General features: G+C 35.0%; 24 protein-coding genes. All 24 read left to right on the forward strand.

Features of this window, described 5'->3' with window-relative positions; genetic code table 11:
- The first annotated feature begins 3 nt into the window (after nt 1-3).
- The 24 genes from BLS02_RS02010 (at nt 4) to BLS02_RS02115 (ending at nt 26282) form a co-directional block, all read left to right on the forward strand.
- Nucleotides 4-1011 (forward strand): glycosyltransferase family 2 protein, encoded by a 1008-nt coding sequence (locus BLS02_RS02010; RefSeq protein ID WP_092491287.1) that lies wholly within the window; start codon nt 4-6, stop codon nt 1009-1011.
- On the forward strand, nt 1008-2222 hold the full coding sequence (locus BLS02_RS02015; RefSeq protein ID WP_092491288.1) for a glycosyltransferase: 1215 nt from the start codon (nt 1008-1010) through the stop codon (nt 2220-2222). Before BLS02_RS02010 ends, BLS02_RS02015 begins: the two co-directional genes overlap by 4 nt.
- Nucleotides 2219-3415 carry a glycosyltransferase gene (locus BLS02_RS02020; RefSeq protein WP_092491289.1) on the forward strand — a complete coding sequence of 399 codons (1197 nt, stop codon included), beginning with the start codon at nt 2219-2221 and terminating at the stop codon, nt 3413-3415. The genes BLS02_RS02015 and BLS02_RS02020 overlap by 4 nt, the downstream gene beginning before the upstream one ends.
- Nucleotides 3416-3435: 20 nt before the next feature.
- Nucleotides 3436-4437, forward strand: coding sequence for a glycosyltransferase family 2 protein (locus tag BLS02_RS02025; protein WP_175559420.1), 1002 nt, complete (start codon nt 3436-3438; stop codon nt 4435-4437).
- Nucleotides 4438-4493: 56 nt separating this feature from the next.
- Nucleotides 4494-5525: a glycosyltransferase family 2 protein gene (locus BLS02_RS02030; RefSeq protein ID WP_092491291.1), complete on the forward strand. Its 1032-nt coding sequence runs from the start codon at nt 4494-4496 to the stop codon at nt 5523-5525.
- Between the two features lie 24 nt (nt 5526-5549).
- Nucleotides 5550-6569 (forward strand): glycosyltransferase family 2 protein, encoded by a 1020-nt coding sequence (locus tag BLS02_RS02035; RefSeq protein ID WP_092491292.1) that lies wholly within the window; start codon nt 5550-5552, stop codon nt 6567-6569.
- Nucleotides 6570-6634: 65 nt separating this feature from the next.
- Nucleotides 6635-7537: an ATP-grasp fold amidoligase family protein gene (locus BLS02_RS02040; protein ID WP_175559421.1), complete on the forward strand. Its 903-nt coding sequence runs from the start codon at nt 6635-6637 to the stop codon at nt 7535-7537.
- A 125-nt stretch (nt 7538-7662) separates the two neighbouring features.
- Complete coding sequence (locus BLS02_RS02045) at nt 7663-8559, forward strand: ATP-grasp fold amidoligase family protein (RefSeq protein WP_092491294.1); 897 nt, start codon at nt 7663-7665, stop codon at nt 8557-8559.
- Between the two features lie 141 nt (nt 8560-8700).
- Nucleotides 8701-10470: an ABC transporter ATP-binding protein gene (locus BLS02_RS02050; RefSeq protein ID WP_092491295.1), complete on the forward strand. Its 1770-nt coding sequence runs from the start codon at nt 8701-8703 to the stop codon at nt 10468-10470.
- Between the two features lie 263 nt (nt 10471-10733).
- A complete protein-coding gene (locus tag BLS02_RS02055) occupies nt 10734-11933 on the forward strand; it encodes a hypothetical protein (RefSeq protein ID WP_092491296.1) in 1200 nt (399 codons plus the stop codon).
- Nucleotides 11934-12124: 191 nt separating this feature from the next.
- Nucleotides 12125-13030: a glucose-1-phosphate thymidylyltransferase RfbA gene (rfbA, locus tag BLS02_RS02060; RefSeq protein WP_092491297.1), complete on the forward strand. Its 906-nt coding sequence runs from the start codon at nt 12125-12127 to the stop codon at nt 13028-13030.
- A gap of 27 nt (nt 13031-13057) precedes the next feature.
- Complete coding sequence (rfbC, locus tag BLS02_RS02065; protein WP_092491298.1) at nt 13058-13642, forward strand: dTDP-4-dehydrorhamnose 3,5-epimerase; 585 nt, start codon at nt 13058-13060, stop codon at nt 13640-13642.
- Nucleotides 13629-14855 carry an L-2-hydroxyglutarate oxidase gene (gene lhgO, locus BLS02_RS02070; RefSeq protein WP_092491299.1) on the forward strand — a complete coding sequence of 409 codons (1227 nt, stop codon included), beginning with the start codon at nt 13629-13631 and terminating at the stop codon, nt 14853-14855. Before rfbC ends, lhgO begins: the two co-directional genes overlap by 14 nt.
- 14 nt (nt 14856-14869) lie before the next feature.
- Complete coding sequence (locus BLS02_RS02075) at nt 14870-15946, forward strand: NAD-dependent epimerase/dehydratase family protein (RefSeq protein WP_092491300.1); 1077 nt, start codon at nt 14870-14872, stop codon at nt 15944-15946.
- Between the two features lie 48 nt (nt 15947-15994).
- Nucleotides 15995-17149: an SAF domain-containing protein gene (locus tag BLS02_RS02080; protein ID WP_092491301.1), complete on the forward strand. Its 1155-nt coding sequence runs from the start codon at nt 15995-15997 to the stop codon at nt 17147-17149.
- 47 nt (nt 17150-17196) lie between these two features.
- A complete protein-coding gene (locus tag BLS02_RS02085; RefSeq protein WP_092491302.1) occupies nt 17197-18519 on the forward strand; it encodes a UDP-glucose dehydrogenase family protein in 1323 nt (440 codons plus the stop codon).
- A gap of 47 nt (nt 18520-18566) precedes the next feature.
- Nucleotides 18567-19706, forward strand: a complete 1140-nt coding sequence (locus BLS02_RS02090) for an acyltransferase (protein ID WP_092491303.1) — start codon at nt 18567-18569, stop codon at nt 19704-19706.
- A gap of 19 nt (nt 19707-19725) precedes the next feature.
- Nucleotides 19726-20442: a metallophosphoesterase family protein gene (locus BLS02_RS02095; protein ID WP_092491304.1), complete on the forward strand. Its 717-nt coding sequence runs from the start codon at nt 19726-19728 to the stop codon at nt 20440-20442.
- A 127-nt stretch (nt 20443-20569) separates the two neighbouring features.
- Complete coding sequence (locus tag BLS02_RS02100; RefSeq protein ID WP_092491305.1) at nt 20570-22573, forward strand: lasso peptide isopeptide bond-forming cyclase; 2004 nt, start codon at nt 20570-20572, stop codon at nt 22571-22573.
- The gene (locus BLS02_RS18685) at nt 22527-22658 is read left to right on the forward strand and encodes a paeninodin family lasso peptide (protein ID WP_139180751.1); all 132 of its coding nucleotides are present in this window, start codon (nt 22527-22529) and stop codon (nt 22656-22658) included. Before BLS02_RS02100 ends, BLS02_RS18685 begins: the two co-directional genes overlap by 47 nt.
- 216 nt (nt 22659-22874) lie before the next feature.
- Nucleotides 22875-24815 carry an asparagine synthase-related protein gene (locus BLS02_RS02105; RefSeq protein ID WP_092491306.1) on the forward strand — a complete coding sequence of 647 codons (1941 nt, stop codon included), beginning with the start codon at nt 22875-22877 and terminating at the stop codon, nt 24813-24815.
- A 15-nt stretch (nt 24816-24830) separates the two neighbouring features.
- Entirely contained in the window at nt 24831-24986 is a 156-nt protein-coding gene (locus tag BLS02_RS18690) for a paeninodin family lasso peptide (protein ID WP_139180752.1), read from the forward strand.
- A gap of 76 nt (nt 24987-25062) precedes the next feature.
- On the forward strand, nt 25063-25995 hold the full coding sequence (locus BLS02_RS02110; RefSeq protein ID WP_092492208.1) for an aldolase: 933 nt from the start codon (nt 25063-25065) through the stop codon (nt 25993-25995).
- Nucleotides 25992-26282, forward strand: a complete 291-nt coding sequence (locus BLS02_RS02115) for a lasso peptide biosynthesis PqqD family chaperone (RefSeq protein WP_092491307.1) — start codon at nt 25992-25994, stop codon at nt 26280-26282. Before BLS02_RS02110 ends, BLS02_RS02115 begins: the two co-directional genes overlap by 4 nt.
- The last annotated feature ends 17 nt before the right edge of the window (nt 26283-26299 follow it).

Here is a 26299-nt window from a genome sequence, read left to right on the forward strand (position 1 = left end):
ACCATGCCAATGATAAGTGTAATAGCACCAGTATATAATCAGGAATTAAATATATCACTTTGTATAAATTCTGTATTAACACAAACTCTTACTGATTTTGAACTCATTTTGATTAATTATGGATCTACTGATAATAGTGGAATAATTTGCGACCAATATTCAAAGCAAGATAATAGAATTTCGGTTATTCATAGAGAGCATAGTGATATAGGTACTATACGTAATATTGGTATATCTTGTTCAACAGGGGAGTTTATCACTTTTATCGACTGTGATGATTTTCTCCACGAGCAAATGCTGAATGTACTTTATCATCACATGGTTTCTGCCCAAGCAGGCATAGCGCTGTGTGATTTCCAGGCGATAGAAGAAGGGGAAGATAAAAATTATAATAGAAGACATGAACAGTTACAGAACTATTCTTTAACTATTTCTTCAGGGACTCAGGCATTACACGGTCTGTATGATACAGACCGTTTGTTTTCCGTTCCATGGAGTAAGATGTACCGAAGAGAACTATTTAATAATATTAAATACCCTATTGGTTATGTTGACGATGATGAATTTGTTGCTCATAGACTCATTTATCAAGCAGCTCAAGTGGTTTATATTCATGAGCCACTTTATTATTATGTTGTTTGTGAGGGACGCAAGGGAAGCTCAGTACCTATACCAATGACTATAGGGAAGTTTGACAAAGTGTTAGCGCTGTATGAGCGTGCTGTATTCTTCAGAGAAAAAAAGTTAAAAGATGTGGAAGAAAAATCTCTTCTCCATTTTTCGGAGCATTTTTTCTGGTATTATTTACAATCTCAGATTGAGCTTCCAGGAGCAGAAGGTAGACGTAAGGAGATAAAAAAGTTATATAACAAGTTGTTTCCTAGAATGATAAAAAATTCACAGGTAAGTAATAGGAAAAAGGTTATGTTTAGTGCCTTCTTCCTAAGCCCATACCTTCATAAACTACTGATATCGCGACTAGAGGGTAAGAAATTGGTGAAGCAGTTATGAAGAAGAAAAAACTGTTATTTGTTATCGATTCACTTGCATGTGCAGGAGCTGAAAAGAGTTTAGTTACCTTGTTAAGTTTAATAGATTTTGACTCATATGACGTAGATCTTCAACTGTTTTTATATGGAGGAGAACTAGAATCTCTTGTTCCAAAAGAAGTAAGGGTATTACCTCCATTTGAATACACAAATTTTGCATCGAATCCTTTTTGGAAAACAGCTATATTATCTCCACCAAGCTATGTATTAGCAAGGCTATCTTATTCATTTAGGTTGAGGATTGGAAAAGTAAATAATATTACCAAGGCACGATTATTCTGGGAAAGTATCGGATCAGTTATTCCGCCTAATTCAACAAAATATGATGCGGCAATTGCTTATGCTCAAGGAGTACCAACGTTTTACGTGTCAGAAAAGGTAAGAGCAGCAAAAAAGTTTGCGTGGGTTAACGTCAGTTACTACTTAGAAGGAGTAGAAAAAAAGTATCAGATGAAGCATTATAACAGGATGGATAAAATTATAACTGTTTCTGAGAAAACAAAAGAGATATTTTTACAGAACCAACTGACAGTAGAAGATAAGTTACAAGTTATTTACGATATTAATAATCCGGAATTAATAAATAAAATGGCCAAAAATGGTAAAGGGTATGATGATAATTTTAATGGGATAAGGATATTAACGATTGGCCGGCTCGCAAGGCAGAAAGGCTATGATATTGCCTTAAAGGCATGTGCAAAACTAAAAGAATCTGGCATATCGTTTCGTTGGTATGTGCTTGGCAAGGGTCCTCTGGAGAAAGAGATACAAGAGCAGATTCATTCACTTAAGTTGGAAAAGGAAATGGTTCTTTTGGGAGTTAAATCTAATCCATATCCTTTTTTAAAAGAAGCGGATTTATATGTTCAGACGTCCAGATTTGAAGGTTATGGAATAGCACTTGCTGAAGCAAGAATGCTTAATACTCCCATTGTCACCACAAGATTTGATGCTGTATACAGTCAGATGATAGAAGGTAAAAACGGAATTACAGTTGATATGAAACCAGAAGCAGTAGCAGAAGGGATTCAACAACTATTAGAACACCATGATATAAGAAACGGAATTATTACTTACCAAAAACAAGAGAAAAAGGGAAATATAGAAGAGATTCATAAGTTTTATCAACTGGTCAAAGGTCTAGAAAAAGAGGGTGAAAAAATACAGTTATGAGAAAAAAAGTACTGTTTATGCTAATCAGTATGAATGTAGGAGGAACGGAACGAGCCTTCTTAAATATGCTTGATAAATTACCTGAAGAGGAATATGAAATAACTTTATTACTGTTACAAAAAAAAGGTGGGTTTTATCAAGAAATTCCCCAGCATGTAAAGATTCAGGAGATGAAGGAATTTCCTCAGGTTGGGCGACAACTACGAGATCTTACTTACAATCCTAAAGAAAAAATAAAAGATTATTTATCCAAGCGTTGGTATAAACAGGCGCTTTTTCTTATGGCTATCCATAGCTATATGAGAGTAACTAAAGACAGACGAATTTTGTTTAAAAAAATCTTTAAACAAGTTCCAATAATGGAAGAAGAGTATGACATTGCAGTCGCCTATGCGGGACCGATGGATATAATAACATACTATATTGCCACTCGAGTGAAGGCAGCAGAAAAGAATCAATGGATACATTTTGATGTAAACCAAATAGGATTTGACCCAAAATTTGCACGAAGATTGTATAAGTCATTCAATCGTATATGTGTGGTCTCAAACACCGCTGCAATTCAATTGAAAGAAAAACTACCTACTCTAAGTCACAAAATAGAGACTCGAACAAATGAAGTTTCTGCAATGACTCTTACAGAGCTTGCAGTAAAAGAAGATGTATTTCCGGATTCTTCAATCATTCGAATTGTGACGGTAGCAAGGATTATGAAAGAGAAGGGACCCGATATAGCGGTTAAAATCCTGTATGCATTAAGACAACTTGGATATAACATACAGTGGCATTGGGTTGGGGAGGGAGAATGGAGGACTCATATACAGAAATTGATAAAGGAATTTGACTTAGAAGATTCCTTTATATTAGAAGGAGCAAAAAGCAATCCTTATCCTTATATACGTCAAAGCGATATATATGTCCAGCCTTCGAGACATGAAGGTTACTGTATTACTATTGCCGAAGCACGAGCATTGGAGAGACCTATTGTGACGACAGATACAGTAGGAGCCCAAGAACAGATTAAACACGGAGTGACGGGGTTGATTTCAGGGTTTAAGGAACAGGAGATAATGCAAAATGTCATCAGCTTAATAGAGGATCCAGAATTAAAAAATAAATTGAGTCAAGCTTTAGAAAAGGAAAAAGTTGAAAAAGCAGTTCCTATTACAAATTTTAAAAAAGATGCCATTTGATGAAGGGGAGGATTTTAAGCGTGAAAGCACCTTCAATTAGTGTTTCAATTACTGTATTTAATTTAGAGAAATATGTTGAGAAATGTATTATCTCTATATTAAATCAGCAGTTTACAGACTTTGAGCTAATTATCATAGATGATGGTTCCACTGATCGCACAAGTGAGATTTGCAACTATTACAGACAGTTGGATGAGAGGATAACTTATATTTATCAGTCTAACCAAGGAGTTTCAGCAGCTCGTAATTTAGCGCTTGAAGCTTCTACCGGAAAATACATTCTAATGGCTGATGGTGATGATCGGCTTGATCTAACTATGCTTGGGAAGTTATTTAAGCTTTGCGAGACAAATCGTGCAGACATAAGCACATGTAACAATTACTTAATAGACGTGAATGGTGAGATGTTAGGTAAACCTGCTATAAGTGATAACATTCATTCGATGAATAATGAAGAAGCATTATATAAAATGTACAGTGGCAAACTTACAGGATTTGGCTTATGTAATAAGCTTTATAGGAAGGAATTATTTAATGAAGTTAGATTTCCAATTGGCAGAAAATTTGAAGATGCAGCCGTGCAATACCGTCTTATCCAACAAGCCAATAAAGTAGTGTTTACGGAAGAACGATTGTATTTTTATGTTATACATTCGGAAAGTATGACTAGGAAGAAGTTAACGAAATATAGCATAAAACGGTTAGACATTATTGAAAACTTTGAAGAGTCTATAGAGTTTTTAAATCAAAAAAACACATCTAAATATGTTCTGGATATCATTACTGCGGACTATTATAAATCCCTTAGATGGTTGGTTATTGATATTATGAAGGAAAATAAGGAAGTCCGAAAAAAGTCATTGAAGGTCGTGACCCAGCAAATTATCTCGTGGAAACATTTATTTTTAGATAATCCCTACGTATCAAAAAAGGAAACCTATTTAATTCATTTTTGGTCTAGGTTACCAAGGATAACACTGGCGGTTTATCATATTAGAAATCAATTCGTGCTAAGTAGTTAGACTTTATTTGAAGGAGGCAGAGGAGACTTTTCTAGTAAGGGAGGGGAAATTCCAACATGAACCCATTAATATCTGTTATTGTCCCTGTTTATAACGGGGAAGCATTCATTGAAAAGTGCTTTAATAGTATATTGAATCAAACTTATGAAAATCTCGAAATCATTATTATTAATGATGGTTCTAAAGACAAAAGTCCAGAAATATGTGATGAATTTGCTGAACTTGATGAGAGAATTATTGTGGTCCATCAATCAAACGTAGGTTTGTCATCTGTAAGAAATAAAGGTCTGGACATGGCTAGCGGTGATCTAATAGGATTTGTGGACTCTGACGACAGTATTCACCCAAAAATGTATGAGATTTTGCTGAAACACCTCAATGATAATGACGCTGACATAGCAATGTGTGGGATAACTAAAGTCTACAATGCCAACATAAGTGAGCATATAAAAGGAAGCGATAAGACAATAACAAACCAGCAAATTCACTCTTTTAGACAAGAAGAAGCCTTTCAAAATTTATTTAACGAAAAAAATTTAGCTATGGTTGTACCTTGGAACAAACTATATAAAAGAGAGATTTTTAAACACGTTCGGTATCCAGACGGGAAAGTGCACGATGACGAATTTGTGATTCACCATATAATTCAAGCTACGAAAAAAATTGTTTTTACAGATGCGATCTTGTATTACTACTATCACAACGATGCAAGTTTTACTAATGAAAAATATAATCTAAAGAGACTTGATGCAATTGAAGCACTAAGGGATCGGGTTTTGCTTTTTGAGTTACAGAAATATAATTACTTGCTTCAACAGGTAACGAATACTTATTTACACCTAATTATCATTCATTACTATTCGGTGAAGAGGCATTTTCCATCCGAAAAAAAGGTTCTGTCGGAATTGAAAAATGAATTTAGAACAGGATTCAAAAATTATAAGGATATATTAAACGAGAAAGACAAAATGGAGCTTAAATTATTCTTATATCACCCGTCAGTATACAGTAGATTTATCAAAATTCGAAAAAAGTTATCAAGTTATTTCGGACAAATAAATGATATTAGCTTATGTCAGTACAAATAAAATCAAAAAGGAGAGTCCATCATAATGCCAAAAGTTAGTTTAATAGTATCAGCATACAATATAGAAAGGTACATAAAAAAATGTATGGAGTCTCTAGTTAGTCAAACCCTCAAAGATATAGAAATCATAGTAGTTAATGATGGTTCTACAGATAATACACTAAGAGGTATTCAACAAATGGCAGAGATTGATCCCAGGATTAAGGTTATTAACCAAAGTAATAAAGGGGTTATGAGAGCAAGGAAGAATGGCTTTAATGTTGCAAAAGGAGAGTACTTACTATTTGTGGACGGAGATGATTGGTTAGCAGAAGATGCCATTGAAGTATTATATAAAAAAGCTAAACAAAAAGATTATGATATCGTGTGTTATAAATTTTATTTCGTAGATGGAGATGAAATGAAAAAAAGTTCAACTAAAAGTATTAATTTTCAAATGCTGGTTGGAGATGACTTTTTAAAAAAGATTATGACAAGTAAAATAAATCCATCTTTATGGAGTAAGTTAATCAAGCGAAAGTTTATCATTAATAATGAAATTTCTTTCCCTCAGAGTATTGCTAAGGCACAAGATTTAGCATTTTCATGCTCCTTGGGTATGCATGATCCAAAAGTTTGTCTTATCGACAAGTATTTATATTTTTACGTTACCTCTAGAAGTACATCTGTAACTAACTCAATATCACCAGTTTTACTAGAAGTGGAAAAGGCAACCAGCTATATTCAACAACAACTTAAATATCATCATATATACTCAGAGAACAAGGAGGAATTTGAATTTTTAGCTTTTATTCATAACTTTTGGGTTAATAGAGACATTATTTATAATAAAAAAAATTACTTAAGTAAGACTCTGTATAAAAGATGGAGAAGCATGAAGATAAATATTAAAAAAAATACTTATTTCAAGGAATTAGTAAAAAGAGACCCAGTAAAGGTAAGAATTATTTCTTATTTACTTGTTCGTAATTATTCATTAGGTAGTTTATTTTATAAATTTTATAATTTATATACATTGATTATTAAAGGGAGACGAACTGTTTAAATACTTCTAATGATTGCCTTCCATGAAGACCTATATGTAGTGGTGAAAAGATGGGGAGAGTTAAATTGAAAAACATTATTAAATTTATTGTCATTAGAATATTAGATAAGTTAATAAGGCTGAAAAGTAAAGCGAGATTCTTATTACCTATTACACATAAAAGATTTATTAAAAAAAGGTTTCTGCAGCAACATGGATATAATATAAATTTTAAAAATCCGGTTACTTTATCAGAAAAAATACAATGGATTAAATTATACGGATCATTAGAACAATACGCGGAATATGTTGACAAAAATGAGGTAAGAAGTTATGTGAAGGAAAAGGTAGGGGAGAACTATTTAATTCCCAAAATTGGAGTTTATAAGAACGCCAATGATATTGAACTGGATTTACTTCCAGAAAGGTTTGTTATTAAGGCTACACATGGATCAGGCTGGAACATGATAGTTAAAGATAAGTCAAACTTAAACTGGAATAACACTACAAATAAGATCAAAAAATGGATAAATACAAATTACTTTTATACCTCAGGGGAAAAGAATTATAAAAATATAAGAGGCAGAGTAATTATTGAACAATTAATAGACGATCCAAATGGTGCTGTTAAAGAATATAAATTTTATTGTTATCATGGTAAGCCACAATATATCATGGTAGTAACAGATCCTTATTCTAGGCAACTAGAATTTTATGATCTAAATTGGAATAAGTTAAACATGAATATGAAAGGGCAGCCAATAACAAATCATAGTATGACAAAACCTTATCACTTTGAAGAAATGTTAGATATATGTACTAAACTCTCTAATGACTTTGCGTTTGTTCGTGTGGACTTATACTATAGTCAAGGGAAAATATATGTTGGTGAACTAACATTCACATCAGATAATGGCTTTGCAAAATTTAGTGATGTTGAATTCGACAGACTTTTTGGTAGTCACTTGATTCTACCAGTTAAAAAATAATTAAAATTTAAATCATATATTTGGAACTATGGTCTCTTCTATCTTATCAGGTAGGAGTTTTTTTATTTATTACATATATATGTGTTCAATTCAAATTGACTATTACAGAACGGAGGGGGTTTATCATGGTATATAGAGCCAAGAAGATACTTATTAGAGCCTTAGATAATATAGTAAAACTAAAAAATAAAGCAAGATTCCTAATACCTGTTACCCATAAAAGATATATAAAAAGAAAATTTCTACGGCAACATGGATATACCATTAATTTTAAAGTGCCGATAACACTTACAGAAAAAATTCAATGGTTAAAACTGTATGGATCATTAGAAAAATATGCTAAGTACGTTGATAAGAATGAAGTTAGAAATTATGTAAAAGAAATGGTAGGGGAGAAGTATTTAATTCCAAAAATTGGAGTTTATGAAAATGCTAATGATATTAATATAGATTTACTTCCTAAAAAATTTATTGTTAAAGCTACGCATGGTTCTGGCTGGAATATGATTGTTAAAGATAAAGCAGAATTAGACTGGTTTAAAGCTAAGGAGAGAATTGAAAGTTGGATAAATACAAATTACTTTTATGTATCAGGAGAAAAGAATTATAAAAATATAAGAGGCAGAGTAATAATTGAACAATTAATAGAAGACTCAGCTGGGGATATGAAAGAATATAAGTTTTATTGTTACCATGGTGAGCCTCAATATACAGTGGCTGTTAAAGTTACGGAAAATACAAGAAAAAAAGGATACTATGATGTAAATTGGAATTGGTTAAATATGAACATTAGTGGACTACCGGATACTAATATTAGTGTAAAGAAACCGTACCACTATAATGAAATGCTCGAGATATCTCGTAAACTTTCTGATGGTTTTCCGTTTGTTCGTGTGGACTTATATTATAGCCATGGGAAAATATATGTTGGTGAATTAACATTTACACCAAACAACGGGTTTGGGAAATTTAGTGATTTTAAGTTTGACAGATTATTCGGTGAACCCTTAATTATTCCGTAGTTATGAGAAATTGATAGCTTACTGATTCAAATAGGAAAAAACCTTAGCTAGATAGTTTGCTGGTGTGAATAACACATATCAATTTAGTTTTTCACAAACTTACAATTACTGAGGCAAATTTTTATGAAGGAGGTAACAAAATTGAAGATTTCTTTAACTAAATTGTTAAATCTTTTTAACAAAAGAGAAAAGAAAAAATTGATTATTTTATTCTTTATGATGATAGTAGCAGCTTTATTTGAAACATTCGGAATAGGTTTAATTGTACCGTTTGTAGGAATTGTAACCGATCCTGCTATTATTCAGGAACAAGCTATTTTGTCTTACATTTATGACGTGTTTAATTTTGAATCAACAACAACATTTATCATATTTTCTGTCATAACTTTATTGACAGTATTTATTTTAAAAAATCTATACTTGCTGATTTTTAATTATACTCAATTCAGAGTGATTTTAAATCAGCAAGTTAAATTATCTCGTACATTATTTAAGGAATATTTAACAAAGCCATACACTTTCCACTTACAAAGAAACACTGCAGATTTACTGCGTAATGTAAATGGAGAGGTATCAAAAGTTTTTCAAGGTATCGTGATGGCAGGCTTTCAACTATTCACTGAGTTTCTGGTTATTACCTGTATTTTAGTTTTATTATTAATGACGGCTCCAATTGCAACACTGGTGGCCTCCATATTATTAGGTGGAAGTGTTTTTTTATTTTTTGCATTTCTTCGTAAAAAGATTAGCTCTTTAGGAAAGGAACAGCAAAAAGTAAGTGGAACAATGATTAAATGGGTGAACCAGGGATTAGGGGCAAGTAAAGAAGTTAAAGTATCGGGCAAGGAAAGTTTCTTTATTAACTCTTATACTTCCCAGAGTCAAATCAAGGCAAATAATAGCCGTTACATGAAGATGCTAGAATTAGCACCAAGGCTGTTTATAGAAACCTTGTTGGTATCTATTGTGCTTATTACAATGCTAATCATCGTATTTCAGGGAACAGGTTTAACACAAATTGTATCGACAATGGCGCTGTTTGCCATGGCTTCTTTTCGATTGATGCCTTCCATAACCCGAGTAATCTCATTAATTACCAGTATTCGATACAATCAGCCAGCCTTGTCTATTGTCTATGATGATTTATTTTTAAATAAAGATGAAAATGGAAAAATAAAGAGAAATAGAGACTCGGTAATAATAAATCGAGGAGAAAGAACGTTTAAAGATTCTATAAAGCTAAATGGAGTGTCTTTTCGTTATCCAGATCAAAAAGAATGTTCTGTTAAAGATGTTTCCCTAACAATACCAATAGGGACATCGGTTGCATTTATCGGTGAATCAGGTGCTGGAAAAACAACACTTGTTGATATTATTTTGGGGCTGTTTCAGCCTGAAAAGGGAACTATTCTTGTAGATGAAATGAACTTACATGAACAAAGGTCGTTATGGCAGCAGAAAATTGGCTATATTCCCCAATCGATATTCCTTTCAGATGATACTATACGTGGTAATGTTGCCTTTGGAATAGATAAGGATAAAATTGATGAAGATGAAGTATGGCGTGCATTAGATCAAGCGCAATTAAAAGAGTTTATAGAAGAACTCCCAGAAAAACTCGAAACTACGGTAGGAGAACGAGGGGTCAGACTTTCTGGTGGCCAACGACAACGCATTGGTATAGCACGTGCTTTATATCATAATCCAGAAATATTATTTATGGATGAAGCAACATCATCCCTAGATAATGGCACAGAAAAAGAAATTATGAAGGCCATTGACGGATTAAAAGGAGAGAAGACATTAATTATAATTGCACATAGGCTTAGTACAATAGAGAATTGTGACATTATTTTCAAAATTGATAAAGGAAGACTTGTGAATACTAATTTAGAAGAATCCGTCATTTGAGAATTATGAGTACTCATATTAAAAAATACGTTCTCCTTAATTGAATTATAATGAGCTGATTTAGCAGAAGATAGAACGAGAGTTAAGTATACACTATAATATCTAAACCATAATTAATAATTAAAGGACAATATACTGATAACACAGTAAAAACAGTTGGGATGGTAGGTTAGGTTTGCCTGTCATGTGTTGGCCGTGCAGATATTAAACTATTCATTCTAAACTGATCAATGTGAATTTATAGTCTTAATAAGGAGATTGATATGGGAATTAGGAAGAACTGTTTCATACTAATTGAAAACCAGTTATATATTAATGTAGAACAAGGTATATTAAAGCTTTGTTTCTTCTTGTTCACCATGACAAAGCCTTTTGCTATTTTTGAAAGAAAGTCAGGAATTCACATATTTAACTTTCTCCCTATCACTGTGATTAGGGCAATAAGAGTATTGCAATTCACCTTCAATTTTTATAATAAGAAAAAAAAATTTAAGGAAAGCGGAAATACAATCTCAACTGTAAAAACTAACTATTATGGACACTGTTTATTACAATTGCGTCAAGGTGAACAAAAGATTTTCAATTTTAGAGATAAAGTAGTAATAACTAGTTTTCCGAGGCATGGGGCACCAATAGAAGTTGATAAAGTAATTTGCAATGCCCGAATTGCAACCCAATGTAGTTTAGCACCAAGAGTAATAAATTGGGATATAGGTGAGCAATATATTATAGAAGAGTATATTAACCATAGAAGGCCATCATATAGTTTTAATAATCTTGAGAAGATTTATTCTGAGACATTCCCTATTCTTGAAAAAATTTTATTTTCAACTACTCCAGATCCAGTGAAAATCAATTCTTACACACAGAAAAGATTCTATTTTATTGAATCTTTAATAAAAAAACATCAATTAAATAACCCTGATTTTGCAAGTATCATTCAAAAAACTATAAGGTTCCTGGATTTTATAAAATTTATGATAGAAAATTATAAACGTGTAGAAGAAATAATCTTAGTATCTTCGCATGGCGATTTTTGGGAAGGTAATATACTATTAAATAATAAGTATGCTCGCGTAATAGATTGGAGTACACTTGGGAAACGTAGCTTCTATTTTGATTATTATTATTTCTTATTTATGTTGGCATCAAATAAAAGTGGTTTTGATAAGGTAGATAAAGAAGGAATCACCCAATTAGCCGACGTATTAGCCAAGAGTATTAATGCATATTACGAGGAAATAAAACGGAAAAGTAACTGTAGTTCCCTTGATATTAGGAACATACAATATGCAGAGATTTATCGCTACTTATTCTACTTAGAGTTAATCGAACTTAAGTTGGTTGAAAATAATCCGAACGAAGAAGCAAAAAGTATGAATGAGATTATAACATGGATTAGCAGATTTGAGTTAATTGAAGAAATTATTAATAGTCATGGTGCATCTTATATCAGTAGTTGAAACTGAGAAGTATTCCATGATGCTCAATTTCATCAAATTAAATCATGTCATGCAACTGAACATTGAAACTAGAAAGGCAATGGATCTGAGAGTTGCATATAGAACTAAAATTGTACCTGTAAAAGACCATCTCAATTATTTGAGATGGTCTTTACTTTTAAAAATTAAATATAGTAAAGGATGGGTTGGTTATGAAAGGAATTATTCTGGCTGGTGGAAGCGGAACACGGTTATACCCATTAACAAGATCGATATCCAAACAGTTGCTGCCGATATATGATAAACCGATGATTTACTATCCCATCTCGGTGTTAATGCTGGCTGGGATTAGGGATATTTTGATTATATCGACGCCTGAAGATACGCCACGGTTTGAGCAGTTATTAGGTGATGGTGCGGAGTTAGGAATTAATTTGTCTTACACCATTCAAGATGAACCTAATGGGTTAGCAGAGGCTTTTATAATTGGTGAAGATTTTATTGGTGATGACGATGTTTCTTTAATTTTAGGTGATAATATTTTCTATGGTCATGAATTCACGTCGCACCTTGAAAGAGTAACAAAGCAATTAAATGGTGCTACTATTTTCGGCTATAATGTTAAAGATCCTGAACGGTTTGGTGTAGTGGAATTTGATCCAAATGGGAAGGCACTTTCTATTGTAGAGAAGCCTTTGGTGCCTAAATCTAATTATGCGATAACCGGCTTATATTTCTTTGATAATCAGGTTGTAGATATAGCAAAAAGTGTAAAGCCATCCGCAAGAGGTGAACTGGAAATAACCGATATTCTCCAAGAATACCTAGAGCGAGATCGGTTAAATGTTGATTTACTCGGTCGAGGATTTGCCTGGTTAGACACTGGAACACATGAGTCATTGTTAGAAGCATCACAGTTTATTGAAATAATCGAAAAGCGACAGCGCTTAAAAGTGGCATGCTTGGAAGAGATTTCTTATAAGAAAGGTTATATTTCTGAGTCTAAGCTATTAGAGTTAGCGGATCCCCTAAGGAAGAGTGAGTACGGTCAATATTTGATTCGGTTGGTGGAGATGAACAGGAATAAAGAGAGAGAAGGATTACATCTGTTGAAGTAAATTAATAAATACCTTGGGAGGAAAATAATGAAACTAATTGATACAAAGCTTGATGGTGTGAAAATTATTGAGCCAAAGGTTTTTAAGGATAATCGAGGTTTTTTCATGGAAAGCTTTAATTTTAAAAAGTTTGCAGAACTCGGATTAAAATTTGATTTTATTCAGGATAATCACTCGCTTTCAGTAGATAAGGACGTTATTCGTGGGCTTCATTATCAGTTAAATCCAAATGCTCAAACAAAACTTGTCAGGGTAATTACTGGAGCAATTTATGATGTAGCAGTAGATATTCGTAAAGGTTCGCCAACTTATGGTCAGTGGGTGGGGGTTACGTTGAGTGAGGATAATCACCGGATGCTTGTTGTTCCGAAAGGATTTGCTCACGGATTTTGTACATTGCAGGAAAACACACATGTTCAGTATAAGGTAGATGACTATTACTCGGCAGAAAATGATAAGGGCATACTTTGGAATGATCCTGCACTTGCAATTGACTGGCCTACCTCTAATCCAATTTTATCCGAAAAAGATGCTAAGCAGCCATTGCTAAACGATGCGGAAATTAACTTCCTGTATCAGACTAAAGAAGGTGTTGATCATGGAGTCTTATGATTACCTGATTGTTGGCGGCGGCATCATAGGATTGTCCATTGCAAGGGAATTAAAGAACAGATTTCCGGATGAGTCTGTTTGTATCTTAGAGAAGGAATCCGATGTAGCTCATCATTCCAGCGGTAGGAATAGTGGCGTGCTACATGCTGGATTCTATTATACTGCTAATAGCTTGAAGGCAAAGTTTACGAGAGAAGGCAACCAGGAATTGACGGCGTATTGCGATGAACATGGTCTGAAGATAAATAAGTGTGGGAAGCTTGTGGTAGCCACAAATGAGGAAGAGTTACAGGGATTAAAAGAATTAAAAAAGCGAGCAGAGAAAAACGGCGTTAAACTCCACTGGCTCAAAGAACAGGAAGCACATTTGATTGATCCTAATGTAAAGACCTGTAAGTGGGCTCTTTATTCTCCAACAACCTCTTCTGTAGATCCAATTGAGGTATGTCAGGCAGTTAAAGCTGAAGTCATAAACAAGGGTGTAGACATCAGGTGCAACAACCAATATAAGGGGAAATTAAATGAACAGATTCGAACAAATAATGGAACCTTCACATGTGACTATTTTATAAATGCAGCTGGGTTATATGCAGATAAAATTGCTAAGGATTATCAGTTCGGTGAGAAGTATACAATTATTCCGTTTAAAGGAATCTATCTTAAGTATGCCAAGAATAAATCGGATGTGAAGACAAATATATATCCTGTGCCGAACTTAGCTAATCCTTTTTTAGGTGTTCACTATACGAAGACAGTGAATGGTTCAATTAAAATCGGGCCAACAGCTATCCCTGCCTTATGGCGGGAAAACTACAGTGGGTTGGGTAATTTCAAGTTTAACGAGTTTTTCAGCATATTATTTTATGAGGCAAAGTTGTTTTTAACCAATTCGTTTAATTTCCGATCCCTGGCATTTGAAGAAATGAAAAAATATAAGAAAGCTTATTTTATAAATTTATCCTTGAAGATGGTTAAGCATCTAAATCATAAAGGATTTGGTGATTTCATGAAACCCGGGATTCGTGCTCAACTATTGAACAAGGAAACATTAGAGCTCGTACAGGATTTTGTTGTTGAAGGTAATAATCGTTCCTTCCATATACTAAATGCAGTTTCACCAGGCTTTACCTGTGCATTCCCATTTTCACGATATGTAGTGGATGGAATTGTTAAGAGGCAAGGGAGAAAGTTAGAGAAGGATAAAATATCGTAAGGAGGAAGAAAAAAGTGAAAAATGTGCTCGTAACAGGTGCAGGTGGGTATATTGGAAGTATTTTAGTACCGAAGTTATTAGAAAAAAATTACACAGTTACGGTAATTGATCGATTCTTTTTTGGAGTTGATAAACTACAACCCCACAACAACTTAACGATTATTCATGAAGATTGTCGGCGGTTAAAAGAAGAGCATTTCATTGACGTTGATGCAGTTATTGATCTAGTAGCTATTTCAAATGATCCAAGTGGGGAGTTATTTAAGGAAGTTACGTATGAAGTGAATTTTGCAGCAAGAGTGAACACGGCTATGCTTGCAAAAAAGATGGGTGTAGAACGATACATATTGCCTTCTTCATGCAGTATTTATGGGTTTCAGGATAAGGATACAATCGTTGATGAGTATGCTGAAACAAATCCATTAACAGTCTATGCAAAAGCAAATGAAGAGGCTGAGAATGGGGTCCTTCCATTAGCTGAGGATAATTTTACGGTGACTGTGATGCGGCAAGCAACTGTATATGGTTATTCACCAAGAATGAGGTTTGATTTAGCGGTAAATGGGATGACTTATGGTGCATGGGAAAATGGAATTATTCCTTTAATGCGGGATGGGTCACAATGGAGACCAATGGTACATGTGGAAGATACGACCGATGTAATGTGCCTGTTGTTAGAAGCGGATGCTCATATGGTTAATGGTGAGATTTTTAATGTAGGATCTAAGCGAAATAATTATCAATTAGGATCACTTGCGGAGGAAATTGCCGCTGCATTGCCAATTGATGTAAAGATTGAGTGGTATGGCGAACCAGATCACCGCTCATATCGTGTTAATTTTGAGAAGATCGAGAACGCTCTGAATTGGGAGGCTAACTATACAGCGGCAGATGGTGCACTTCAAATTTATCAGAAGTTGGAAGCTGGAACCCTCGAAAAGACGGAGCAAACGATAACGCTAAATTGGTATAAAGAATTAATTAAATGGCAGAACATAATGAAGCAGGTAGGCATGTATGGCGGTATTTTAGAAATACAAAAAAATGACCAATTAAGTATAGCTCACCGAAGTCGGGGAGTGTTTTTTTAATTGAAACGTTCTTTATTGAGAAAGAACACTTTATTAGGAGGCTATTTAATGGATAAAATAACGCGAGTTGGTATTGCTGGAACAGGTTTAATTGGTAAAGGGATAGCGTTGGAAGTTGGAAAACAATCTGAATTAAGCTTAGCAAAGGTTCTCACGCGCCGTGATATTACTACTATGAATGATTATCCCTTTCCAGAAAGACTTACAAATTCCGTAGAAGATTTCATTGGAAATTGTGACTTAGTAGTTGAGTGCAGTGGTGATGTTATTTATGGAACTGAAGTTATCGATCAGGCAATCAAAGCTTCCTTACCTGTTATAACAATGAATGCTGAACTTCAAGTGACAACTGGTTCATATTTTGCAAAGAGGGGATTCATTACAGAAGCAGAGGGAGATCAACCTGGTTGTTTAGCATCATTACATGAAAATGTAGTAGAGATGGGCTTTAAACCATTAGTATATGGAAATATTAAAGGCTTTCTCAAATTAGATCCGATACTTGAAGATATGGAGTATTTCTCGAAAAGGAATGGTGTTCGTCTTGACATGACAATATCGTTTACAGATGGCACAAAGGTTCAAGTAGAACAAGCATTAGTTGCTAACGGACTTGGCGCTGGAATTGCTGTTGATGGGCTTCTGGCACCCAGTTCAAATGACTTAAACGAAACAGGTGCCGAATTAGCTGAAGAGGCTAAACAGTTAGGGTATCCTATTTCTGAATTTGTGTTAGCACCAAAAGCTCCCCCTGGTGTATTTATTACAGCAGAACACGACAGCCGTCAAAAAGATGCACTTCGTTATTTTAAGATGGGAGAAGGACCATATTATACAATTCTGCAAAACTTTCATCTTTGCCACCTGGAAGTCGTAAAAACAATCAAAAGGGTTATCAATGGGGGTGGTGTTCTATTAAACAACGGAGAAAATCCTTCAGTTGGAGTCGCGGCTATTGCAAAGAGAACACTTCAGCCTGGAGAGGAAATCGAAAAAGGAATCGGCAGTTTTCAGGTAAGAGGAGAAGCAGTTAAAATGACTTCGAATCAAAATCACGTTCCGATTGGTTTGCTGGTGAATGCAGTCATGAAAAGAACAGTCGAAGAAGGACAAATCATTACGTTCGATGATGTGGAGCTGCCCGAGAGCTTAGCTTTAACAGCATGGCTTGAGACGATTGAAAAGTTGCCAATTAATAGTTGATAACGAGTTGAAGGCTAAAAATGGAATGAATTTAGGGGGGAGAACAGTTGAATATAACAGTAGTTGGGGCGGGGTATGTAGGATTAGTTACTGGCGTTTCTCTAGCAGATATTGGTCATTATGTCACATGTGTTGATGTTAATAAAGATAAGATTGCTAAATTGAAGGAGGGTCTTTCTCCTATTCATGAACCTGGCCTGGAATCACTTATGCTAAAGAATATAGATGATAATAGGCTTAGTTTTACAAGTAGTTTGAAAGAGTGCCTTAAAGATACTGATATTATATATATTGCAGTTGGGACTCCACAAAATAAAGATGGTACAGCTAATTTAAATTTCCTGGAAATAGTAGCAGAAGATATTGCAATGAATATTTCAAAAGATATAGTGATAGTCATTAAAAGTACTGTACCAGTAGGGACGAATGAATATATTGGGGAATTAATTAAAGCGAAGATCCCCAAAGATATATCCTTTGACATTGTTTCGAATCCGGAATTCCTGCGAGAAGGTTCAGCAATCAATGACACGTTTAACGGCGATCGTATTGTGATTGGTGCAGAAAATGATAAAGCAGCATCAATAATCGAACAGGTTAATAAACCATTCAGTGTGCCGATTTTTAAAACTGATATTCGAAGTGCAGAAATGATTAAATATGCATCTAATGCATTTCTAGCAACAAAAATTAGTTTTATAAATGAAATATCTACTATTTGCGAAAAGCTTGGGGCAAATGTTGATGATGTTGCTAAAGGAATGGGGAAGGATAAAAGAGTTGGAAATCAATTTTTGAATGCAGGAATAGGCTATGGAGGATCTTGCTTTCCAAAAGATACAAATGCTTTGGTTCAAATCGCTGGTGGAGTACAACATGATTTTAATCTATTGAAAGCTGTAATAAATGTTAATAATAATCAGCAAACACTGTTAGTAGAGAAGGCACGACAACGCTTGGGTAGTCTGAAAGGTATGCGGATTGCTTTGCTGGGTTTAGCATTCAAACCAAATACAGATGATATGCGTGAGGCTGCATCTATTGTTATTTCAACTGGACTTCTTCAAGAAGGTGCTGAGGTTATTGCTTATGACCCAATTGCAAATGAAGTTGCAAAGCACGTACTTTCTGAAAAAGTACAATTTGCTAATTCGATTAATGATGCCCTAACCGAAGCTAATCTAGCTCTTATCATAACAGAGTGGAGAGAAATAATAGAATTAGACTTTAACAATGTCAGAAGATTGATGATTGACCCTATTATTATTGACGGAAGAAATTGCTTTTCACTAGATATGGTTAAAGATAAAGGGATAGAATATCATTCGGTTGGAAGGCCGGCGTTAAAAGGTGAGTCTGTATTGATATAGCATTCTGCTACAAGTCAAGTTCGAGACTTTGAAGGGAGGAACTTTACTTGGAAAGATACACTACAATAGACGTTGTAAAATGTTTTGCGGTATTTATAGTTGTCTGTTTACATACCGTAACTTATGGCTACGATTGGCAGAGTAGTGAACATATATCCTTTATAATAGGTGTTTTTCCAAGATGGGTAATCCCCTTCTTTTTTATTGTTTCAGGATACTTCTTTGGCCAAAAAGTGATGAATAACTTTACCTCAAAAGCCTATTTTAGCCGCTATATGTTCAAGCTGATTGGATTGTTTATTACTTGGTACTTATTTTATCTGATTTATGATCTTATTTTACGAGCTGTGCTAGCTATTTATATGGGGTTAAACGTAAGTTCTGAGTTGAATCAATACATAAAGACTTTTGTAAATATAGATGCCCTTTATTATGGAGAAGGGATGACGTCGTATCATTTGTGGTACTTGACGGCGTTAATTTGGTCGATTGTTATCTTATATGTATTTATCAGAATTCGGAAGCTAGGTCTGCTGCTGATTTTGGGCGCTATCTTAAATATAATTGGTCTCTTTGGACAAACATATACAAGTATATTTCACTTACCAATACAAACGAAAGACGCATTGTTCTTTGGAGTATTTTATACAACACTTGGCTGCTATATTGCCTTTCATTATAAATGGATAATGCAGAAAGTCCGTGGAATTAAATCAAGATACTTTATTTACTTGATTCTGCTTTTTTCATTAATTCAGGTTATGGAGAGATTAATTACTGTATTTGTGCTAGACGGTGAACGGACCATTGGGGATTATTACTTATCAACTGCCCCTTTAACATTATGTTTTTTATTTATAGCATTGAAAAATAAATCGATAGGTCCAAAAACATTTATAGCAAAAATGGGTAAAAATGCAGTAGGGATATATGTTTCACATTTATTTATAATAAGTATTGCAGCGCTTTCTCTTAATTTTATGGGACTTGAGTATTTAAGGAATAATATCTTGTTTAATTTAATATTTGCGCTTGTAATTTTTATTTTTTCTTATTACTTCTATAAAGTATTTAACTTATGTCTGTATAGGATTAATTTGTTATTTTCTTTGCTTAGATTTGGTAATAATACCAGCAAGAACAGTGCCCCCATGATGGAAGAAGAAGTTAAAAAGACAGCTATTTAAAGAAAATGAGGTGGTAACAATGAAATTAGCATTTATATCTGACATCCATGGTAATGCACTTGCTTTGGATGCAGTTTTGAAAGACATAGAACAGAAAGAAATAGATAAGATTTTTGTTCTTGGCGATTTGTGCTTTAGAGGTCCAGAACCAAAGCGTTCACTTGAGTTAGTAAAATCATTGGATACGGATGTTATCAAAGGAAATGCCGATGAGTGGGTAGTACGTGGAGTTCAAAATGACGAGGTACCTGTACAAGCTTTCGAAATAATGAATAAGGAAAGAGACTGGACTTACTCCAAACTTAGTTCGAATAGCATCGATTATCTTAGTCAGCTTCCCACAGAGTTAAACCTAGAATATAGTAACTTCAAAATTCATGCATTCCATGCGACGCCGTTAAGTTTGTTTGATGTTGTTCAACCACATGAGCATGATGAAGCCGTAGAGGAAAAATTAATGCAACGTGACGCTGATCTATATATATATGGGCACATCCATAAAGCCTATATCAGATATATAGAAGGGAAATGTATTGTGAATACTGGGAGTGTTGGCTTACCGTTTGACGGACTGAGCATGGCTTCATATGTTGTGGTGGATGTTGATAAGGATAGCTTTCAAGTGTCTATTGTTAGAGTTGATTATAACGAAAATGATGTGATTGGCCAATTTAAAAATACATATTATCCAAATATCAATACTATGGAGAAAATCTTAATAAATGCCGGGGTTTAAAGTATATTTTACGGTTGCATTCTTTAAGTATTTATAGTATCGTTCGTTATAAGGAACAAAATAGTATGGTATTGAACTAATTCTAAATATAGAAATACAATTAGAGTATTTTAAACTGGGGGAAGCCATGAGTGCAATTGCTGGAATTTATAATATAAGCGAAGAACCTGTATCACGGGAACATAGTCTAGGAATGATGAAAGCATTGCAGAAATTCCCTGCGGATGATGTTCAGATATGGCAAAAACAGAATATCTTTTTAGGCTGTCATGCCCAGTGGATAACACCTGAATCAGTTGGGGAGCAGCTACCTTACTATGACTATGAGCGGCAATTATCAATAACAGCGGATGCGATTATTGACAATCGTCTGGAATTGTTTCAGAAATTGCAAATTGATGAAGATGAAGGGGAAATCATACCTGATAGCCAACTAATTTTGCTAGCCTACTATAAATGGGGGAAGGAAACTCCTAAACATTTAATAGGTGATTTTGCATTTATGATTTGGGATGAGAAAAGGAAAAGACTATTTGGTGCGAGGGACTTTTCTGGAGCTAGAACGCTCTATTTTTTCCATAAAAATCAGCGATTCGCCTTTTGTACGGTCATGCAGCCATTATTAGCGTTACCTTATATAGAAAAGTGTATAAATGAACAGTGGCTTGCGGAATACCTAGCTATACCTAACATGATTGATGTCGTCGATAGCTCAATAACCGTCATTGAAAATATTCAACAAGTTCCTCCATCTCACTCAATTTCAGTAGAGGATGGAAAAATAATAATATCAAAGTATAATACGCTGATTTCAGTTAAAGATGTTAGCTATAAAAAGGATGAAGATTACGTTGAAGCATTTAAAGAGGTATTTCAAACCGCAGTGAATTCACGCTTACGTACATTCCACTCAGTTGGCACTCAGTTAAGTGGTGGTTTAGATTCGGGTGCAGTCACTAGTTTTGCAGCTAAGTCTTTACAAAAAGTAAATAAACAATTATATACATATAGTTATATTCCAGAGAACGACTTTATAGATTGGACACCTAGTCACAGAATGGCTGATGAACAGGATTATATTAAATCAACTGTTAAATATGCTGGTAATATAGAGGACCACTATTTGCGCTTTGAAGGCAGAAGTTCCATTTCAGAAATTGATGAATGGCTTGAAATAATGGAAATGCCTTATAAATTTTTTGAAAATTCTCTTTGGTTAAAGGGGATATATGCGGAAGCAAAACACCAGGGAATCGGGGTGCTTTTGAATGGTGCGAGGGGTAACTTTTCAATTTCCTGGGGACCGGCTTTGGATTATTATGGGCTCCTCCTTAAAAAGATGAAGTGGCCTCGACTTAGGGACGAATTGCAGCGTTATAGCTTAAAAACAGGAATAACTAATAAATCTCGATTACTTTCAGTTATTGGAAAGAAAGCATTTCCGTTAATGAATCGATTGGGTCAGCCGCAAGAAGTTTATCAATTGCCGATGCTAATAAATCCTGAATTTGCAAAGGAATATAAGGTATTTAATAAGCTTCAGCAAAACGGGATTGATATGGATGGAGCCTCAAAATACAACATTTATGAAATAAGGAAAAGACACTTTGAAAAGGAATTTATGTGGAATTCCACTGGAACATCTGGAACGAAATTATCTTTACGTTATGGGGTTTGGAACCGCGATCCAACTAATGATATAAGGGTCATTCGATTTTGTTTATCATTACCGGAAGACCAGTTTGTGAAAGATGGATTAGACCGAGCACTTATTCGAAGGGCAACAGAAGGATTTCTTCCTGATAGAGTTAGATTGAATCAAAAGGTAAGAGGGATTCAAGGGGCTGATTGGATTCATCGATCAACTCCATCTTGGGATTCGTTTTTAGAAGAATTAAAACAACTTGTTAAAGATCCTATAGTCTCGAATTTTTTGAATATAGAAATGCTTGAAACAGCCATTCCCAAAGTTCAGGAAGGACCACGACCAGAATATGCGTTTGACCCAGAACTCAGGGTTTTAATGCGCGCCTTAATTGTTTATCGTTTCTTAAAGTCATTTTACCTTGAGGGAGGTGATATCTATGCAAAAAGAATGGCAAAAACCAATGTTGGAAGTGTTAGACATTAACAAGACAATGCAGGGACCTGGAATTAGGGATGTAGATGCTACATTTGAAGATGACGATGAGTCAGTTCAACTTCATGAAAGTTAATTTTATATTTTACAGCAACATTATGGATTTACAGCCCTTATACATATAGTGAGGTATGAGGGCTAATTCCATATAAAAATCTTAATTGCTTGATTGACACTATAGCTGAAAAGTGATAAATTTATGTAAACATTGTACTTTATAACATATATTTTTTTGATTTACAGTTCTTTAATGAGAACAACAGCTTTGGTGTAATCGATAAGGAGGCCCCCAATGAGTGCAATAACGGGCATTTTTCATGCTAACAGAGCTCCTATTCCAGTTGACCATATCGATAGCCTAATGAAGTCCCTCTTACAATATCCCTCCGACAATATTAATACATGGAAAAACGATAATATATTCCTGGGGTGCCATGCCCAGTGGATAACACCAGAGTCAATAGGCGAGCTACTGCCATATTATGATTATGAAAGACAGCTAGCAATTACAGCTGATGCCATTATCGATAATCGGGATGAATTGTTCAATATGCTACAGGTTAATCGAGAATTAAGAAAGATAATACCAGATAGCCAGTTAATTCTGTTGGCGTATTATAAATGGGGAGAAGAAGCACCAAAGAAGCTGCTCGGTGATTTTGCATTCATGATATGGGATGAAAAAGAACATAAGTTATTTGGTGCAAGAGATTTTTCAGGTGCAAGGACTCTGTATTATTACCGTAACGATAGCAGGTTTGCCTTTTCTACAACGATAGAACCATTATTCACATTGCCGTATGTAAATAAAGAATTGAATGAACAGTGGCTTGCTGAATTTATAGCAATCCCAACGATGGTCGAAGCGGTTGATATGTTTTCGACGGTTTACAAGTCCATCCAACAGATTCCACCTTCACATTGTATAACGGTTAAGGATGGAAAGGTTTCGCTGTCAAGATATTGCACGGTCGAAGTGAATGAAACACTCAGGCTTAATTCCAACGCAGAGTATGAGGAAGCATTTCGCGATGTATTTCAAAAGTCAGTAAAGGCAAGGGTTCGTACACATGGAGAGGTTGGATCACACTTAAGTGGCGGATTAGATTCTGGTTCTGTAGTCAGTTTTGCAGCACCGGTGCTTAAAAAGGAAAATAAACGATTACATACTTTTAGTTATGTTCCCGAAGGTTCTTTTGACGATTGGACTCCTAATTACTATGTAGCAAATGAAAGTCCGTATATAAAGGAAACTGTAAATCATGTAGGTAATATATCGGATAACTATTTAAGTTTCGATGGCAAAAGCCCTTTATCAGAAGTCGATAATTTTCTCGAAATTATGGAGATGCCTTATAAGTTCTTTGAAAATGCTTTTTGGTTAAAAGGAATAAATGAACATGCCCAGAAAAACGGGGTAAAAGTGATGCTAAACGGGGCAAGAGGAAACCACTCTATTTCGTGGGGGTCCATGAAATTAACGTATGATTATTATACAGATATGTTTAAGAAGTTAAGGTGGATCAGCCTTTATAACGAATTAGATGCATACTGTACTAATTATAATACTGGGAAGTCCGTTGTTGCTCCTTTTATTGTTAAAAGAGCACTGCGGTCATTAGTTACAAAAAAGAAACAACAGCATGATTACTTCCCCGCATTTATTAGTCCATCATTGGCAGAAGAGACGAATGTATTTGAAAAGCTTAAAGCTAATGGCTTCAGCTTGAACAGTAACCTTACTAATCTAACGGAATATAGAAATAATTATTATAAGCAGCTATTTACTTGGAATAAAAGTGGGGTGGCTGAAACAAAACTGTCTTTGCGAAATGGAATATGGAATCGTGACCCAACCAACGATCTAAACGTCATTCGATTTTGCCTAGCGCTACCAAATGAACAGTATGTAACAGGTGGTATGGAAAGATCGATCATTCGTCGGTCTATGAAAGGTTTCCTGCCAGATGAGGTAAGGCTGAACCAAAGAAAACGCGGCATACAGGGAGCAGATATCGTCCACCGAATGAAATCTGATTGGAATGGTTTTATTTACGAACTACATGAGCTTTCTAAAGACAGTAAAGTTAACGAGTTTATAAACGGGAGGATAATTAAAGAAGCATTATCAAATATAGGGACTGAGCCAAAGCAAGAATTACTGTTTGATGCAAATTTTAAATTGTTGACGCGAAGTTTGATCGTTTCCCGTTTTATTAAACGTTTTCGCTAAGAAGGAGGTGATAACGTGAAAAAAGTATGGAAACAACCAATGCTTGAGGTGCTCGACGTTAGCATGACACTGAATGGACCAGGAAACGCAAATGCTGATTGTTTTGATGTTTCGGATGGGAAAGAGGAAACACATGAAGGAAGGTCAAATGCAAGCTGTTTGGGTAGCTAAGCGCACTACTTAAGAAAGTCGGCTCTTATACCTATAAAGGTATAAGGGCCACCATAAAAATGGGGGAACTCACATGATGATTAACACGCTAAAAAAATTTACATACAGAGCTTTTGGCTTAAGCATTTTCAGTGAATTTTTTTTGCCGGAATTGCCGCAAATAGACATGGAAGAACATTTAGCCAGTGTGAAGGTTCATAAAGCTGATTTAACAGGGCTGTGGTCTGAACTTTCCGAGGCTGATAGATATTTTGTGGTGGAGAAGGATTTCACTATGTTTCATGTGCCAGATACGGCTATTTATTTAATTAAAAACGGGCGGGAGATCTTCGTTTCACCTATCGAGGGTTCAGAGGAAGATCAAATACGTCTTTATATTCTCGGCACCTGCATGGGGGCATTACTCATGCAAAGAATGGTTCTCCCATTACACGGCAGCGCATTAGTAATCGATGGAAAGGCATATGCAATTGTTGGTGATTCTGGTGCTGGAAAATCAACACTTGCTTCAGCATTATTAAAGCGGGGGTATCAGCTTTTAAGTGATGACGTGATTCCGGTGACTCTTTCTGAAGAGAATGTCCCAATCGTTACCCCAGCATATCCACAGCAGAAATTGTGGCAGGAGAGTCTGGATCAGTTTGGAATTGATTCAAAACAACTTCGGCCAATAATAGATAGAGAGACTAAATTCGCAGTTCCAGTTCGTGATCAGTTTGCTGGAGAGTCAGTCCCTTTAGCAGGTGTTTTTGAACTGATCAGATCAGATGTTAATGAGATTGAGGTTGCTCCAATTCAGAAACTGGAACGGTTCCATGCATTGTTTCACCATACATATCGAAACTTCCTTGTTTCTCGTTCAGGGATGATGGATTGGCACTTCAGTACTTCTGCAAGCATGGTCAATAAAATAGATTTTCATCGGTTAATTCGGCCGACTTCCCATTTTACAGCCGATAAGTTAGCGGACTTCATTTTAACTAGAGTTAAGAAGGAGGAGATTGTATGATTAAACACCAAAGCCTTTCAGTTCAACATATGGTTAGTCAAAAAGAAGGGAACATCGTCAGTGATATGGATGGAGAAAAAGTGATGCTGAGCATTCACAATGGTAAGTATTATAACTTGGGCGAAATGGGCGGTGAAATATGGGAGTTACTTGAAGTGCCAATCACCGTCCAAAACCTAATTACTATCTTAACCGAGCAGTATGATGTCGAACATAGTGAATGTGAAGAACAGGTCCTGTCTTTTTTAACCCTTTTAGTAGAGGAAGGCATAGTGGACGCAGCCTAATTAAGAAAGGAACGACC

Source organism: Virgibacillus salinus (genome assembly GCF_900102415.1).
Classification (GTDB): Bacteria; Bacillota; Bacilli; order Bacillales; family Amphibacillaceae; genus Lentibacillus; species Lentibacillus subterraneus.

Bases quoted from the DNA above. Each gene is read 5' to 3' on its own strand.
- BLS02_RS02105 (WP_092491306.1), top strand. From the start codon at position 22,875: ATGAGTGCAATAACGGGCATTTTTCATGCTAACAGAGCTCCTATTCCA.
- BLS02_RS02020 (WP_092491289.1), top strand. From the start codon at position 2,219: ATGAGAAAAAAAGTACTGTTTATGCTAATCAGTATGAATGTAGGAGGA.
- BLS02_RS18685 (WP_139180751.1), top strand. From the start codon at position 22,527: ATGCAAAAAGAATGGCAAAAACCAATGTTGGAAGTGTTAGACATTAAC.
- BLS02_RS02110 (WP_092492208.1), top strand. From the start codon at position 25,063: ATGATTAACACGCTAAAAAAATTTACATACAGAGCTTTTGGCTTAAGC.
- BLS02_RS02055 (WP_092491296.1), top strand. From the start codon at position 10,734: ATGGGAATTAGGAAGAACTGTTTCATACTAATTGAAAACCAGTTATAT.
- BLS02_RS02080 (WP_092491301.1), top strand. From the start codon at position 15,995: ATGGATAAAATAACGCGAGTTGGTATTGCTGGAACAGGTTTAATTGGT.
- BLS02_RS02095 (WP_092491304.1), top strand. From the start codon at position 19,726: ATGAAATTAGCATTTATATCTGACATCCATGGTAATGCACTTGCTTTG.
- rfbC (WP_092491298.1), top strand. From the start codon at position 13,058: ATGAAACTAATTGATACAAAGCTTGATGGTGTGAAAATTATTGAGCCA.
- rfbA (WP_092491297.1), top strand. From the start codon at position 12,125: ATGAAAGGAATTATTCTGGCTGGTGGAAGCGGAACACGGTTATACCCA.
- lhgO (WP_092491299.1), top strand. From the start codon at position 13,629: ATGGAGTCTTATGATTACCTGATTGTTGGCGGCGGCATCATAGGATTG.
- BLS02_RS02010 (WP_092491287.1), top strand. From the start codon at position 4: ATGCCAATGATAAGTGTAATAGCACCAGTATATAATCAGGAATTAAAT.
- BLS02_RS02035 (WP_092491292.1), top strand. From the start codon at position 5,550: ATGCCAAAAGTTAGTTTAATAGTATCAGCATACAATATAGAAAGGTAC.
- BLS02_RS02045 (WP_092491294.1), top strand. From the start codon at position 7,663: ATGGTATATAGAGCCAAGAAGATACTTATTAGAGCCTTAGATAATATA.
- BLS02_RS02115 (WP_092491307.1), top strand. From the start codon at position 25,992: ATGATTAAACACCAAAGCCTTTCAGTTCAACATATGGTTAGTCAAAAA.
- BLS02_RS02015 (WP_092491288.1), top strand. From the start codon at position 1,008: ATGAAGAAGAAAAAACTGTTATTTGTTATCGATTCACTTGCATGTGCA.
- BLS02_RS02100 (WP_092491305.1), top strand. From the start codon at position 20,570: ATGAGTGCAATTGCTGGAATTTATAATATAAGCGAAGAACCTGTATCA.
- BLS02_RS02030 (WP_092491291.1), top strand. From the start codon at position 4,494: ATGAACCCATTAATATCTGTTATTGTCCCTGTTTATAACGGGGAAGCA.